Origin of the sequence: Streptomyces sp. NPDC020742 (assembly GCF_040641675.1) — a bacterium.
Lineage (GTDB): Bacteria > Actinomycetota > Actinomycetes > Streptomycetales > Streptomycetaceae > Streptomyces.
Window position 1 is genome coordinate 130,748 of the sequence record NZ_JBFAEA010000012.1, and the last position, 13,047, is coordinate 143,794.

Consider the following 13,047-nt stretch of genomic DNA (forward strand, 5'->3'; position numbering starts at 1 on the left):
CATGGGGCACCCGCCGTCGTGCATCGAAATGACGATGCATCAAAAAGAGCTGGCAGAACGGTAGTTGGACTCACCCGGGGGAGTGGGTGAGGGGAGTTACGGGTGCGTCCGCACGCCCGCCCCGTCGGTTGGATGGCCGCAACATCCTTTCCAGGGGGTGCCGTTGGCGAGTCCGGATCCGTATTGTCGGCTCGCGCCGGAACCGGACCATCCGGGTTGTTACGGGTGGGTTACGCCTGTGCCAATCACGGGATCGTGCGGGGATCACCTGTGGGATCACTGTGAAGTCACGTGTGGGACCCGAGGGCCACAGGGGGTCGCCTGCCCGATCCCCTACGAGGTCCGGGAACCGTCCCCGGCGTCTTCCGGGCCGTGCGCCGCCAGCAGTGCCTGCAACCGAGGAGCAGCGATGACACCCCTGATCGTCCCCGTCATGATCACCTTCGGGGTGTTCCTGCTCGCCATGGTGGCGGTCGGCTTCTGGACGTATCAGGACACCCTGACCTTCTCCGACTTCGCGCTGGGCGGCCGCCGGCTGAGCGCCGTGGTCGCCGCGCTGTCCGCCGGCGCCAGCGACATGTCCGGCTGGCTGTTCCTGGGCCTGCCCGGAGCGGTCTACGCGGCCGGGATCGGCGCCAGCTGGATCGCCATCGGCCTGGCGGTGGGGACCTACCTCAACTGGCTGCTGGTCGCCCCCCGCCTGCGCACCTACACCGAACGCGCCGGCGACGCCAAGACGCTCTCCGCCTATCTGGAGGAGCGCTTCGAGGACGGCAGCCACGTCCTGCGGCTGCTCTCGGCCACCGTCATCGTGGTCTTCTTCACCGTCTATGTCGCCAGCGGTCTGCTCGCCGGCGGCGTCCTGTTCGAGGGCATCTTCGGCGGCGGCTTCGAATTCGCCCTCACCGTCTTCGCCGTCGTCATCGTCGTCTACACCGTCCTGGGCGGCTTCCGCGCCGTCAGCGTCACCCACACCGTCCAAGCCACGGTGATGTTCTGCGCCGCGATCGCGCTGCCGGCCATCGCCCTGGTGGCGCTCGGCGGCTTCGGCGCCCTGCACGACAAGCTCACCCGCCACACCTCCAGCCTGCTGGACATGGGTGCCAAGGCCGGCTTCGACGGCGACCACTGGACGTCTGGCCGGCCGCTGACCGCGGTGGCGGTCATCTCCCTGCTCGCCTGGGGGCTGGGCTACTTCGGGCAGCCCCACATCCTCGTCCGCTTCATGAGCATCCGCAGCACCCGCGAGATCCCCAAGGCCCGCCGGATCGGCGTCACTTGGGTCGTGGCCTGCCTGGCCGGCGCCTGCCTCATCGGCCTGGTCGGCATCGCCGCCCTCGACCACCGCCCGGACAACCCCGAGACCGTCTTCATCGCCCTGTGCGCCCAGCTCGTCAACCCCTGGGTCGCCGGCATCCTGCTCGTCGCCGTACTGGCCGCCATCAAATCCACCGCCGACAGCCAGCTGCTGGTCTCCGCGATGGCCCTGACCGAGGACTTCTACGGCGCCTTCCTCAAGCGCAGCGCCTCCGACGCCGCCAAGGTCCTCGCGGCCCGGGCGACCGTGGTCGTGGTCGCCCTGGTGGCCTACGCCATCGCCCTGAGCGGCGGCGCCGTCCTCGACATCGTCGCCTACGCCTGGGCCGGCTTCGGTGCCGCCTTCGGCCCGGTCATCCTGCTGTCCCTCTACTGGCCGCGGATGACGCGCGCCGGTGCCATGGCCGGCATCGTCACCGGAGCGGCAACCGTCCTGCTGTGGAAGCACATCGACCCGCTCCTGGGCCCCCTCCGGTCGGGCATCTACGAGATGGTGCCCGGCGTCCTGGCCGCCACCGCCGCCGCGCTCATCTTCGGCACCTGGGTCGGCCGCCCTCCCCTCCGCACCTGGTCCGGCCGCTACGACACCACGGCCCCCGCCGCCCGCGTCCCGAAGACCCCCAGCGCCCGGTAGTAGTCCGCACCGGCGTCGGCGGGCCCGGGCCCGCCCGGCAGCCCGTACGCCCGGAGGGACGAACGGAAGGACGAACGGAAGGACAGAGGGACAGAGAGACGGAGGGACGGAGGGGCAGACGGGGAGACCTCCACGGGGAGGATGCTGTCGGGGCCCGGGCGCCTTGCTCGGGAGGGGCCGAGTGGCCCCTGACGCCTCGCCTGGGGAACCCTCACCCCCTCCCGGCAGCCCCCGCCGCTCCCGTCTCCCCGGGCTCCACCTCGCCCTCCTCCTCGTGCTCAACCGCCGCCTCCACCGCGGCCCGTGGCGCCGCCAGCCGCACCGCCGTGTAGTGCACACACAGGCTGAAGACGACCACGATCACCAGGTCCCACCAGGCCGGCAGGGCCCCCGTACCGCCGTAGCGCCCGAACCGCCCGATCACCACCAGCCCGCCCAGCCACGGCCAGATCCACACCGCCCCACGCCACCCCAGCGCCCGACGCACCTCCGGCGGAATGCCCCGACGGGTCAGCGCCAGCACCACGAAGCCCAGCGCCGCCGCCACCGCCAGCTTCCACCCCGCCTCGTACCCCGACCAGTAGAAGATCAGGTTGGCGAAGACGAAGCCGGCCGGTGCCAGCACCCGCCAGGCCGGCAGCCGGTAGGGCCGCGCCCGGTCGCCGTCCCGCAGCCGCAGGGCGTGCAGCGCCACCGGCGCGAACGCGTACATGATGGCCGCCGCCGACGTCACCACGCCGACCAGCGCCTGCCAGCTGGGGAACGGCAGGAAGGCCAGCTCGCCCACGGCGAAGGCCAGCACGATGGAGACCACCGGAACCCGGTGCCGGCCCACCCGGGCCAGACTGCGCGGCAGCACCCGCTCACGCCCCATCGCATACGACAGACGGGCTGCTCCGGCCATGTACACCAGCCCCGTACCCGCCGGCGAGATCACCGCGTCGGCATAGAGGATGGTCGCCAGCCACGCCGCTCCGACCGCCGTCGCCAGCGTCGCGTACGGCCCGAAGTTCCCCTTCCCCACCGGCGAATCCCACCCGCCGGCCACCGCCCCCGGGTCCAGCGCGGCGATGAACGCGGCCTGCAACAGCAGGTAGAGCACACACCCCACCGCCATGGCCACGATCACCGCACGCGAGATGTCCCGCTGCGGATCACGCGCCTCGCCCGCCAGCTGAATGGCCTGCTCGAAGCCCAGCAACGCGAACACCACCCCCGCCGGCAGCGCCGCGAACACCCCGTGCGTGCCGTGCGGGGCGAAGCCGCCACCCGCCGTGAAGTTCCCGCCGTGGAAGGCCAGGGACATCAGCACCACCACGGTCAGCAGCGGAACGGCCGTCTTCACCACCACCGTGAAGGAGTTCGTCGCCGACAACAGCCGGACCCCCAGCACGTTGATCAGCGTGAACACCAGCATGAAGCAGCTGGCGATGACCAGCCCCGCGGCCGTCAACGTCCCATTGGGGTGCAGGATCTGCACCCGGTCGTGCACCCACCCGATGCGGTCCGAGTACGACAGGGTCGCCTCGACCTCGATCGGCGAAATCATCACCGACCGCAGCCACGACATCCAGCCCGCGGTGAATCCCACCAGCGGACCGAACGCGAAGAACGGGAACCGCGCCGTTCCGCCCGCGATGGGATACGCAGCGCCGAGCTCCGCGTGCGCCAGCGCCAGCACCGCCAGCATCACCGACGCCAGCACCCACGACACCATCGACGCCGGACCGGCGATCACCGCCGTCGTCAGCGCACCCAGCAGCCAGCCGGAGCCGATGATCGATCCCAAGGAGAGGAACATCAGCCCCCAGAAGCCGACCGCCCTGTTCAGATGGCGGGCTCCCGGCGCGGCATTCCCCCCGGCGCTGCTCTTGTTCACAGGCATCTTCCCTTCCCCTCACCATCGTGCGGGTGGCACACGCCCCTCGCACCTCGCACCGGACCCCGCCTCCTCGTGGTCCGGACACCCACCGTCCGCACGGTGTGCCGCGCGCGGGCGGCACCGACGGCTGCTACCGGCGGCTGCTACCGGCGGCGGTGGGCGGGCCCCGACGCCGTCCTGAGCGGCATCCGTGCCCGAGTGCGCCGAGCAGCGCACCCGCGCCGCGCCCCCGAACCCCCCGGCGATCTGGAGCGATCTGCAAGCGCTTCACCAGCGTTTCGCCCTTCGATCCGTGTGCGTATCCGTGTGCGTCTCATACGCGCCCCATGTGTGTCCCGCCTGCGGTTCGCAGAGCGCTCGGATAGGGTCGGGGCGGAGGTGACGCCGTGTCCCACGACGAGATGGCCCTGTTCAGCGCGGTGGACGCGCTGCTGGATCAGGTCGCCCAGGACCCCCTGCCGGCGCCCGCGGAGCGCAAGCGTCTGCGGGAGGCGGCCGGCCTCAGCCAGGAGCAGGTCGCCAAGGCACTCCAGGCGCGGCGCGAGGCCGTAGGAAACTGGGAGGCCGGGCGCACCGAGCCGCGGCCGCCCAAACGCGCCGCCTACGCCCGCCTCCTGGAAGGCCTTGCCGCCCGCTTCTCCGCCCCCGACGCGACCACCTCCGATCCGGCCGCCGGTGAAGCGGCTGCTCCGGGCACCGCCGTCGGTGACGCGGCCACGCCCGGCCCGCTCGCTGGCAGCACGAACGCCTCAGACACGAACGCCTCCGACACGAACGTCTCTGACACGAACTCCTCCGACACGACCGTCGGTGACGCGACTGCCCCCAGCGCACCCGCCCCCGGTGCGGCCGCACGCGGCGGCGAGGCCCCCTCCGCCCTACCCGCCCCCTCCACCCCGCCTGCCGCCGTCACCACCCCGCCCCGTGCACCCGAACCGGCAGCAGACCCCGCGCCCGCCCCGGCGTCGGGCGCCGCACCCGCCCCCGGACCGGACATCGCCCCCGCCGCCCCCACGGCGCCCGCGCCCGCCCCGAAACGGACCGCCCCCCGACGCCCGGCCGTGCGCAAGACCCCGCCCGGCAAGCCGGCCGGCGCCGCCACGACCACCGGCGATCGGCGCCCCGACCAGCGCCCCGACCCGCGCTTCGCCAACGGCCCGCTCGGCGTACTGGACGGCGACGGCTCGCTCTACTGCGTCGGCGGCCTGGTCCTCAACTGCCCTGCCACAACCCTGCCGGCGCTGGTGAAGTGGACCCTGGCCGAGAGCAGGCTCGGTGCGCCCCGGCTGCACCGCAGCGGCAAGGACTCCGACCCGCTGATCGTGCTGACCACCGAGGCCGCCGAACGGCTCGGTCTGCCGACGGAGTTGGCGGACCGGCGGGGGCTGCGGCTGCCCGACGACCACAAGGTCGTCAAGCAGCTCACCCGGGCGAAGTGGCAGCTGACCCGGCGCGGCTTCGGCCCGTGGGCGCGGATCTACCGTCCGGCCGAGGGCGGCACCCGGCAGTGCGTCCAGCTGGCGGTCCTGCCGTGGGGCGCGTTGGACTCCCGCTCCTGGGGCGGCACCGGTCAGCTGCCGGCGGCCGATGTCGCGGCCGTCCTCGGCACGTACGCCACCCGCGTGCTCACCCCGCGCGGGTCGACCGCCGTGTGCGGCCTGGAATTGATGAGTGCGCTGCGGCCGCCGACGCGGGCCGTCAAGGACGAGAGCACCGGCTCGTGGGTGTCCGGCCCGATGCCTGGCTCGCTGACCCGGCCCGTCGACCCGGCGCCGCCGGAAGCCCCTGCCGAGCACCCGGTCGTCACCGCCCGCTACCCGCGCTTCCACGAGCGCACGCCGGACGAGGTCCTCGATGAAGAGGCGTACGACTGGTTCCGTCCGCTGACCGACGAGGAGTGCGCCCGGGGCTACACCCACGCCGTCGGCATCGATGTGAACATGGCGTTCGCCGCGGCCGCCAACCGGCTGAACGTCGGCCTCGGCCCGGCCACCCACCTGACGAACCCGGCCTTCGACCCCAAGCTGCCCGGCTCCTGGCTCGCCGACCTCTCCCACCTCGACCTCGACCCACGCCTCCCCTCGCCCTTCACCCCGACGGGCACCCGCCCCGAGGGCCCCGCCTGGTACTCGACCTCGACCCTGGCCTACGCCGTGGAGCTCGGGCACCCGGTCGCCCCGGCCGAGGCGTACGTCCGCTACGAGCACGGCGCCTACCTGGACCCCTGGTACACCCGGCTGCGCGACGCGTACCTGGCCACGATGGCCGACCTCGGCGTCGAAACCGGCCTGAGCGAGCGGGACTTCCTCGCCGCCATGGCCGGCCACAAGGAGGCGGACCCCGGCCGGTCCGCCGTGCTCTCCGCCATCAAGTCCACGGTCAAGGGCGGCATCGGCAAGCTGCGCGAGCGGCCGCAGAGCGCGAAGCACGCCTATGGCGAGCGGTGGCCGGCGCTGGAGCGGCCGACCTGGAGTCCGCACATCCGGGCGGAGCTGATCGGTAAGGCCCGCACCAATATGCACCGCAAGATGGCCAAGCTCGCCGCAGTCGGCCGGTACCCGGTGGCGGTCCTGTCGGACTGCGCCGTCTACCTCGCGCACGGCCCCGGCCCGCTCGACTTCCTTCCGCGCACGCCCGAGGGCGCACCGCTGCCCGGCGGCTTCCGCCTCGGTGTCAGCCCCGGCATGGTCAAGCACGAAGGGACGCAGGACTTCCTGTGGGTGGCTGCCATGATCGAGGACGAGGCGCTCAACCCGGCCCGCCACATCAAGGGCACCGACGCCGCAGCTGACGGAGAGTAGGAGCACCGCTGATGGGCATTCTCGGTGAGAGCCTGGACCAGGCCGCCGCGAACACCGCCACCCGGCCGGTCCCCAGGTCGGCCGGCGCGCAAGTGCGGTTCCTCGTCCGGCAGTTCAAGGGCTCGACCAGAGCCGTCGCCGACCTGTTGGGCGTCTCCCAGCGCACGGTCGAGCGGTACGTCAAGGACCAGATTCGCCGGCCCCGCCCGGAGTTGGCCGCGCGCATGGAACGCGAGGTCCGCCGCCGCTGGCAGCCCAGGGTGCGACGCCGGGCCCAGCAGCGCGCGGCCCAGCGCACGGGGATCACCATCGAGACCAGGGCGCGTTTCGGCTTCACCGCCGCACCCGGCAGCACCGACGACGGCCGGATCCGGCTGATCACCCAGCACCTCCCGCCCTCGTACGCGGCCCGTCTCTTCGACGCCCAGGCCGCGGGCGCGACCGAGGAGCAACTGCGCACCATCGCCGCCGAGGGCCTGCAGGAGATCTACTTCAAGGACCGCGGCCGCCGTGCCGACGGCCTGCTGGTGGAGTTCACCGACATCGACTACGTGGAGCTCGACTTCTAGCGGTGCGGCGTGACCGCTCCGCTTCACCGCCCCTGCGACTGAGCGGTTCGGTTGGCGAGTGAGTGCTTCAGTTGGCGGGCTGGACCTTCGGCATCGATTGTGACTGCGCATCAGTCGGCGTACTCGGCCAGGGCTGCGCCGAGGAGGGCGAAGCACCGCGAGACGCCAGAGTTCACCACGAGCCGGGTCGAAGCCGGCGACCGGGTTTCGCGGAGATCGCAATCCTCCGCGCGTGACACTGTGACGCAGCTCACGGCAGATGCAAAACCTGCGCGCGGCATCGGGCGTCTGGCTGGTGTGAGATCACGCAGGAGAGCACTGGACGAGTTGGACGAGGAACGCCTCGTCCGGCTGGTGGCCAGAGGTGACCGCGGGGCGTTCGACGAGTTGTACCGGCGCACGTCGCCGTGGCTGGCGGTGCGGTTGCGCCGCCGCTGCGCGGACGAGCAGATCGTCGCCGAGGTCATGCAGGAGGCCTATCTGGCGGTGTGGCGCGCGGCCGGCGCGTTCGCCGGGAGCGCGGTCGGCGGGACGGCCGTCGGGTGGCTGTGGACGATCGCGGTGCGCCGCCTCGTCGACGCGTTCCGGCGCCGTGCCCACCACGCCGAACCGCCGGTCGCCGCCGCCGAGCGGGCTGTGGCGCCCGCGGCGGAGGAAGAGGCACTCGCCGGGACCGTCGGCGGCGACGTCGGCGACGCCCTGCGGCAACTGGCGCCGGAACTCCGCCAGGTACTACAGGCCACGGTGCTCGACGGGCTCTCCATCCGGGAGACCGCCGTCCTGCTCCAACTGCCCGAAGGCACGGTCAAGACCCGCGCCCGCCGGGCCCGGATCGCGATGCGGGAGGCGCTGACATGAGCGGGGAACACGCGTCGAGGCAGTTGATCGACGACTACGCACGTGGTGACGCGACGATGGCCGCGGACACGGTATGGGCGTTGGAGGCCCATCTGGAGACGTGCGCGCCGTGCCGGAGCCACCTGGCGGCCTGTGTGGCCACCGAGGCGCCCGGCATCGCCGCGCTCCTCGACACCGTCCGGGCCGGTCTGGAACCGCAGTTGGACGCGGCCGTCAGGGCGCCCTCGCGGCGACGCCGCCCGAGGTGGGTCTCGGCCTGGCTGACGCCGGTCATGGCCCCGTGGTTGGCCATGACCGGCGTCGTCACCTTGATGGCGCTGCTGCTGGACGCGGTCGCGTCGCCGACGTTCTTCGGCGGCGTCTCTCCCGTGTCGCTGATCGCGCCCGTGCTGCCGCTGTGCGGTGTCGCCGCATCGTGGTCGCGCGGCCTGGACCCGGCGCACGAACTGACGGCCTCGACAGCCCGAGCCGGCCTGCCCCTGCTCCTCAGGCGCACCACGGCGGTTCTCGTGGTGGTCCTGCCCGGGCTCCTGGTGGGGGGATGGCTGACCGGAACGGTGACGGCCGCGCAGTGGCTGCTGCCCTCCCTGGCCTTCACCTCCACCGCCCTGGCGCTGGGCAGCGTGGTCGGCGTGACCCGCGCCGCCACCGGGCTGGCGGTCGCGTGGGGCGTCGTCGCCGTGGTACCCGCATCGGTCACCGGCCACGTCCCCCTTGTCCAGCGGCTTGTCCTCCAGACCGACCAACTGCACGTGTGGGGGCTGCTCCTCGCGCTCGGCATCGGCGCCGTGATCGCCCGCAAAAACGCGTACTCAACGCTGTGAAACCATCATCGACCCTCGAAAGGGACCACCGCATGACGCCCACCACGAGCGCGGCCGACACCGCGCCGAAAACCTACGCCTGGGAGATCCGGGCCGACGGCCTGAGAGTACGCGTCGGACGCAAGAAGATGGCCGTCGACGGGCTCGACCTATCCCTGGGCACCGGCACCCACGGCCTCCTGGGGCCCAACGGAGCGGGAAAGACCACCCTGATCCGGACGCTGGCCACCGTGCTGCGCCCCACTGAGGGCGAATTGGAGATGCTCGGCACCTCCGTGGGCGGGATGGTCGACCACCGGGCCCTGCGTCGCCGGATCGGCTACCTGCCGCAGGATTTCGGCTATTACAAGCGCTTCACGGTGCGTGAGTTCGTCGAGTACATGGCCTGGTTGAAGGAGGTTCCGAAGGCGCTCGTCCCCGGGGCCGTCCAGCGGGCCGTGGAACGGGTGGGCCTGGCGGACCGCGCCGACCATCGGATGAAGACCCTGTCCGGCGGCATGGTGCGGCGGGCCGGCATCGCCCAGGCCATCGTCAACGATCCCGCGGTGCTGCTGCTGGACGAGCCGACAGTCGGCCTGGATCCGGCGCAGCGACTGCGCTTCCGCGAGCTGCTCCAGGAACTGGGCCGCGACACCTGTGTGGTCGTCTCCACCCACCTGGTCGAGGACGTCGCGGCCGCCTGCTCCGACGTGGTGCTCTTCGCCGACGGCCGCCTCGTCTTCCAGGGCACGCCGGATGACCTGGCCGCGGCGGGCGGCCCTGACCACCCGGGCGACAGCCCCCTGGAGCGCGGCTACTCGGCGCTGCTCCGCAACTCCGGTCAGCAGGGAGGCACCTGGTGACCGGACGTGTTCTGCGCATCGAACTGAAGCGCTCCGTCGCCCCGTGGCCCGGCGTCGTCGTCCTGGCAGGCAGCCTGGCGGTCTTCTGCCTAATCGACGGGATCTGGTGGCAGGGCGCCGCGGGGTGGACGGCCCAGTGGACCTCAATGGCCCTGTGGACCCGGTACCTGCTGGTCTTCTGGTGGCCGCTCGTGGTGGGCATGGGAGCGGTGTTCGGGCTGCGCGAATCCCGCTCGCGGACGGCCGAACTGCTGATGACCACGCCGCTGCCGGCCTGGCGCCGTGCGGCGCTGCCGGCCGGTGCGATGGCGCTCACGCTGGCGTTGGGCTTCGGCCTCCTCGTCCTGGTGGGCGCAGTCCAGGTGGCCCTCGGCGCCACCACCTACACAAGTCTCGGGTGGCTGCCGATCTCGCTGGTGGCGGCGCTGTCCCTCGTCGCGGGGGCGGTGTTCGGCATGGGCGTCGCGCGGGCTGTGCCCTCCGTGCTCACCCCGCCGGCCCTGACGGTGTTCTTCTTGCTGACGGCCCTCCTCCTGCGGCAGAGCAATGAGGGGGCACTGCCGTCGAGCATCGCGCCGAACCGGCTCACCCAGCTGTCCCCGGCGACCGCGGAGCCGCGGGAGATGCTGCTGACCCTGTCCAACTCCGTGCACCTCGGTCAGACGCTCTGGCTGCTCGGCCTGCTCGCCACCGGCTTCGCACTGCTGTCGGCCGCCACCCGCCGGGCCCGGCTGCTCGCGGTGGCCCCCGTCCTGGCCGGCGCGGCGCTGGCCCTGCTGATCCTGCCGGCCGCTCCCCGCGACACCTACGTCGTCGACAAGGCCGCCGCCACCCTGATCTGCGACGGACCGGTGTGCGTGACGCAGGCACACCGCTCACGCCTGCCCGAGCTCGCGCCGCGCGGCAAGGAGGCGCTGCGCGTGCTGCACAACGCCCTCGGTGACCAGGCGCCCAACTCGGTGCGGGAGGGCACCGAGCTGCGCGCGCTCGGCGACCCACGCGAACTCTCCGGCGACGTGGTGCTGATCGACTTCGACGACCCGCTGATCGCCCACGCGGCGGGGGCCGAACTGACCCGCCTCCTAGTCGCCCAGGGCCTGGCACCCAACTGCAAACCACGCACCCCCTGGGAGGGCGGGGGCCAGCTCGACATCCCCGCACAGAGCATCGCCGCGAGCTGGGCCCTCGGCGATCGCCACTTCGAACCGCTGTGGACGCCGGACACCTACGCGTACTCGCAGCGCACATGGGCGAACGCCAAAGCCGCCTGGGAGAAGCTGACGGCCCTGCCACCGGCCGAGCAGCGCTCGCGGATCGCCCAGACGCATGCCGCCGCGCTCTCCTGCAAGAACGAGCTCGCGGCGCTGACGGGGGAGGCATCCCCATGAGATGGCTGATGCTGTACGCGCGTTCACGGCAGGTGCCCACCTCTGCCGCCGCGGTCGCGCTCGTCGCGCTGGCGGTGTGGGCCCTCAACGGTCCAGGACCGGTGGACCTGGGGATCGCGGTCCTGGTCCTCACCGCGAACGTGGCAGCCGCTTCCGTCGGGCTCGGCGGGCAGGATGCCGCGCTGGACCGGACGGCCGCGATCCGGTGGATGCCCCGGCGGGCGGCGCATGTGCTGCTGGCCGGCGCGGTCGCCGGGGTGGCGCTGCTGGCGGTCCAGGCGGCGGGAGTCAAGCTCGCCCCGGCCGCGCTCGTCGTCCAGGACAGCGCGGGCCTGGCCGGCCTGGCCGCGCTCGGGGCGGTGTTGTGCGGGGCACAGTTCGCATGGACCCTGCCGATCGGCTGGCTCGCGCTCACCCTCGTCGTCCCGGTTCCGCCCGGCATCGCGGGAGAGGTGGGCGGCTGGATGATCCTTTCCCCCGCCACGACGGCGTCCGCCGCGACCGCGTGGGCCTTGCTGGCGACCGGCACCGTGCTGTACGCCACAGCAGGACCAAGACGGTAACGGGCATGCCACGCCCCGAGCGCTTCAGTTGACGAAGCTCGCCAACTGAAGCGCTCGGTCACCGCCCCGCTGCGCGCCAGCGGACGGGGGTGTGCAGCGGGTGGTGGGCAAAGACACCGGGCGCCACGGAGCGCCCGACCGCTCCGTGCCGGTCACGCTCGGGACGCGAGGTGCCGCCAGTCTTGCCAAGTGTCGAGCCGCTTCCGATAGGCCGCCTCGACAACCGGGTACGGATAGGTGCCGAGGAAGAGCCGCAGGGGTGGTGCGTCGGTGTCGACGCGTTCGAGGACGACGGCGGCGGTGGCCCGCGGGTCCTGGGGCGCGCGGGTGGACGCGCCGGCCCGGCGCGCGACGCGGACGGGCTCATAGGCGGGGAGCGGCTCGGTGCGTGCCGCGGAGGCGCCTGACCAGTCGGTGCCGTAGGGGCCGGGTTCGACGAGGGTGACGTGGATGCCGAACGAGCCGACCTCCTGGGCGAGGGCCTCGCTCATCCCCTCCAGGGCCCACTTGGAGGTGCGGCCCGCGACCGCGCCCGGGCCGGCCGCTCCTCAGCGACCCGCCAACACGCACGCGGCCCCGCCCGAAGCCACGGCGTCCTGCCCTGCAGACATCTCCATGGCTGTGCCGCGGAGCGTGCCTGCCGCAGCCTTGCGGGCCATCTCGGATTCTCGCTTCCGCAACTTCCGCAACCCACTTCGGTGCCCCGGCGTCCAACTCCATGACGGACGGCTGCCGATCACCCGGGAGAGCACATGGCGAAGAAGGACCAGACGACGGACGCGGCGAGGGAGAAGGACCGCGAGAAGTGGATGGCGCGTTTCCAGGTACGGCTGGTGATGCAGCCGGGCGTGGACCGGGCCGTCGTGCTCCAGGCCGTCAAGGACATCACGGCGCACTGTGCGGATACGGGAGAGCACCCGCGGACCGCCTTCGGCGACCCGGACGCCTGTGCCGTGCAGGCCGCCGCGCGGCTGGTGCCGGCGGACCGGGCGGCGCGCGCGAGGCGGCACGACGCCGTGGTGGACGCGCTCGACTCCGTGCTGAAGAGGGCCAGGGACGTCGCTGGTCTGTGACCGGTTGAAGCGACTTCCGTCATGGCCCGGCGCACGGCTTCTGACGCAGCTTCTGTCCGTCGGGGCTGCTGGGCAGCTCAGGCCGTTGGTGGAGCGCCGGAGCGGGTTACACGGATTCTGCTGTGCGAGCTGCTGCTCACGGACCGGGTGCCGCCCGCGAGCGTTTCTCCCGAGAGTCACAGGGCCTCGCCGTGCCTCACAGGGCCTCACTGGGCTTGGCCAGGGCATGCCAGGTCTTTGGCGGGCCCCAGGGGCACGGTTGACGGGATCTGCGCAACTGCGGGACGTTCCGGAGG

The 13,047-nt window shown here is 72.6% G+C and carries 11 protein-coding genes; 9 read left to right on the forward strand and 2 right to left on the reverse strand.

Annotated features, from left to right (window positions below):
- Nucleotides 1–409: 409 nt before the first annotated feature.
- On the forward strand, nt 410–1,951 hold the full coding sequence (gene putP, locus AB0G84_RS21505) for a sodium/proline symporter PutP (protein ID WP_361322905.1): 1,542 nt from the start codon (nt 410–412) through the stop codon (nt 1,949–1,951).
- 211 nt (nt 1,952–2,162) lie between these two features.
- Here putP and AB0G84_RS21510 read toward each other — a convergent pair whose 3' ends face one another.
- A complete protein-coding gene (locus tag AB0G84_RS21510) occupies nt 2,163–3,830 on the reverse strand; it encodes an APC family permease (RefSeq protein ID WP_361322908.1) in 1,668 nt (555 codons plus the stop codon).
- Nucleotides 3,831–4,219: 389 nt separating this feature from the next.
- Between AB0G84_RS21510 and AB0G84_RS21515 the strand changes: the two genes are divergently transcribed.
- The 7 genes from AB0G84_RS21515 (at nt 4,220) to AB0G84_RS21545 (ending at nt 11,678) form a co-directional block, all read left to right on the forward strand.
- Nucleotides 4,220–6,634, forward strand: coding sequence for a helix-turn-helix domain-containing protein (locus AB0G84_RS21515; protein ID WP_361322910.1), 2,415 nt, complete (start codon nt 4,220–4,222; stop codon nt 6,632–6,634).
- 11 nt (nt 6,635–6,645) lie between these two features.
- Nucleotides 6,646–7,203, forward strand: coding sequence for an XRE family transcriptional regulator (locus AB0G84_RS21520; RefSeq protein WP_361322913.1), 558 nt, complete (start codon nt 6,646–6,648; stop codon nt 7,201–7,203).
- A 297-nt stretch (nt 7,204–7,500) separates the two neighbouring features.
- Nucleotides 7,501–8,061 (forward strand): RNA polymerase sigma factor, encoded by a 561-nt coding sequence (locus AB0G84_RS21525; protein WP_361322916.1) that lies wholly within the window; start codon nt 7,501–7,503, stop codon nt 8,059–8,061.
- Nucleotides 8,058–8,885, forward strand: a complete 828-nt coding sequence (locus tag AB0G84_RS21530; protein WP_361322918.1) for a zf-HC2 domain-containing protein — start codon at nt 8,058–8,060, stop codon at nt 8,883–8,885. Before AB0G84_RS21525 ends, AB0G84_RS21530 begins: the two co-directional genes overlap by 4 nt.
- Nucleotides 8,886–8,917: 32 nt before the next feature.
- The gene (locus AB0G84_RS21535) at nt 8,918–9,727 is read left to right on the forward strand and encodes an ABC transporter ATP-binding protein (RefSeq protein WP_361322921.1); all 810 of its coding nucleotides are present in this window, start codon (nt 8,918–8,920) and stop codon (nt 9,725–9,727) included.
- A complete protein-coding gene (locus tag AB0G84_RS21540) occupies nt 9,724–11,115 on the forward strand; it encodes a hypothetical protein (RefSeq protein ID WP_361322923.1) in 1,392 nt (463 codons plus the stop codon). The genes AB0G84_RS21535 and AB0G84_RS21540 overlap by 4 nt, the downstream gene beginning before the upstream one ends.
- Nucleotides 11,112–11,678: a hypothetical protein gene (locus AB0G84_RS21545; RefSeq protein WP_361322926.1), complete on the forward strand. Its 567-nt coding sequence runs from the start codon at nt 11,112–11,114 to the stop codon at nt 11,676–11,678. The genes AB0G84_RS21540 and AB0G84_RS21545 overlap by 4 nt, the downstream gene beginning before the upstream one ends.
- A 152-nt stretch (nt 11,679–11,830) precedes the next feature.
- Here AB0G84_RS21545 and AB0G84_RS21550 read toward each other — a convergent pair whose 3' ends face one another.
- Nucleotides 11,831–12,169, reverse strand: a complete 339-nt coding sequence (locus AB0G84_RS21550; protein ID WP_361322929.1) for a hypothetical protein — start codon at nt 12,167–12,169, stop codon at nt 11,831–11,833.
- Nucleotides 12,170–12,430: 261 nt separating this feature from the next.
- Here AB0G84_RS21550 and AB0G84_RS21555 point away from each other — a divergent pair, with 261 nt between their 5' ends.
- Complete coding sequence (locus tag AB0G84_RS21555) at nt 12,431–12,751, forward strand: hypothetical protein (RefSeq protein WP_361322932.1); 321 nt, start codon at nt 12,431–12,433, stop codon at nt 12,749–12,751.
- The last annotated feature ends 296 nt before the right edge of the window (nt 12,752–13,047 follow it).

Excerpts from the sequence above, each read along its gene's own strand:
- putP (WP_361322905.1), top strand. The coding sequence starts at position 410 with ATGACACCCCTGATCGTCCCCGTCATGATCACCTTCGGGGTGTTCCTG.
- AB0G84_RS21520 (WP_361322913.1), top strand. The coding sequence starts at position 6,646 with ATGGGCATTCTCGGTGAGAGCCTGGACCAGGCCGCCGCGAACACCGCC.
- AB0G84_RS21530 (WP_361322918.1), top strand. The coding sequence starts at position 8,058 with ATGAGCGGGGAACACGCGTCGAGGCAGTTGATCGACGACTACGCACGT.
- AB0G84_RS21535 (WP_361322921.1), top strand. The coding sequence starts at position 8,918 with ATGACGCCCACCACGAGCGCGGCCGACACCGCGCCGAAAACCTACGCC.
- AB0G84_RS21545 (WP_361322926.1), top strand. The coding sequence starts at position 11,112 with ATGAGATGGCTGATGCTGTACGCGCGTTCACGGCAGGTGCCCACCTCT.
- AB0G84_RS21550 (WP_361322929.1), bottom strand. The coding sequence starts at position 12,169 with ATGAGCGAGGCCCTCGCCCAGGAGGTCGGCTCGTTCGGCATCCACGTC.
- AB0G84_RS21555 (WP_361322932.1), top strand. The coding sequence starts at position 12,431 with ATGGCGAAGAAGGACCAGACGACGGACGCGGCGAGGGAGAAGGACCGC.